This is a genomic window from Halobacillus karajensis (assembly GCF_900108515.1).
Lineage (GTDB): Bacteria > Bacillota > Bacilli > Bacillales > Halobacillaceae > Halobacillus > Halobacillus karajensis.
On the sequence record NZ_FNWW01000024.1, the window covers coordinates 1 to 1,451 of the forward strand.

A 1,451-nucleotide genomic window follows, 5' to 3' on the forward strand; every position below is an offset into this window, starting at 1 on the left:
AATGATGGTGCTCTAACCCTTGGGGTAGACCAACGGTCTATTGATGGTTTTTCCATGGATCAGATTGACAAATTGATTAAGGTTTTAAGAAACAAAACCTATCAACCCTATCCTTCTAAGAGAATTTATATCCCGAAGAAAAATGGCAAAAAGCGACCACTGGGAATACCGAGCTTTTGCGACAAATTGGTCCAAGAAGTTATTCGTTTGATATTGGAGGCTATCTTTAAACCCTCCTTCTCCTCCTCATCTCACGCCTATCAGGAGAAAAAGAGTTGCCATAGCGCCCTGTTAGAGATTAAACGTACGTTCACAGGGAGCAAATGGTTTGTGGAAGGGGATATCAAAGGGTTTTTTGACAACATTGAACATCATACCCTCATAAAAATCCTAAGAAAAAGGATTGCTGATGAAGCATTCCTAGATCTTATATGGAAATTCCTGCGGGCTGGATATGTAGAGGAGTGGAAGTTCCATCAAACATATAGTGGAGCGCCGCAAGGAGGAATCATCAGTCCCATACTCTCCAATATCTATTTGAACGAATTGGACACTTATATAAAAGAATATAGAGACCAGTTTAATCACGGAAAGAAACGTAGAAGAAACCCTAAATATCGACAGTTAAGCTCAGAAAGAACAGGTATCCAGAAAGAAATAAATCAAGCCTATGAACAAGGAAATAACCAGGCTGTCGATAAGCTAAAGAAGCAACTAACACAGGTTGAAGAAGCCTTGCTTCGAACAAGCTACAGTAATCCCATGGATTCGGAATACCGAAGGTTATCATATGTTCGTTACGCAGATGATTTTCTTATTGGGATTATAGGATCAAAGAAGGATGCTAAACAGGTTAGGGATGATATCGCCACTTACTTGGCAGAAAAGTTAAACCTTGAGTTATCCATGGAAAAAACGTTAATTACCCATGCATCCAACAAATCAGCATATTTTTTAGGGTATGAAATCGAAATCGTAAAAAACCATTCATTCCGCCGGAATCGGCTAGGAAGAAAACAAAGGTTACTGAATGGGAAAGTGAAACTTAAAATGCCCCACAACGCATGGGTGAACAAGCTTCAAAAATATAAAGCCATTAAAATGTGTGCTGATGGAACGTGGAAACCAAAATTCAGAGGCTACTTTCAGCATAGTGAAGACATCGAAATTGTCGCACAATATAACAGTGAAATCAGAGGATTGTATAACTATTTTCGACTAGCTGAGAATGTGAGTAACCATATGCATCGCTTCGCTTATTTCATGTACTATTCGATGCTTAAAACTTTTGCATCGAAGTACAGAACGAATACCAAACATATCCGAAGGAAATATGAGAAAAACAAAAGGTTCACCGTTGAATATCAAACCAGCAAAGGTACTCAACACATGCACTTTATAAATAGAAGCTTTCCAAGAATAGCAGGTTTATCAAAAGAACAAGTAGATCT

General features: G+C 38.5%; 1 protein-coding gene. It reads left to right on the top strand.

Features of this window, described 5'->3' with window-relative positions; genetic code table 11:
* On the top strand, positions 1–1,451 hold a 1,451-nt coding region (locus BLW54_RS20230), incomplete at both ends, for a reverse transcriptase/maturase family protein (protein ID WP_074736546.1).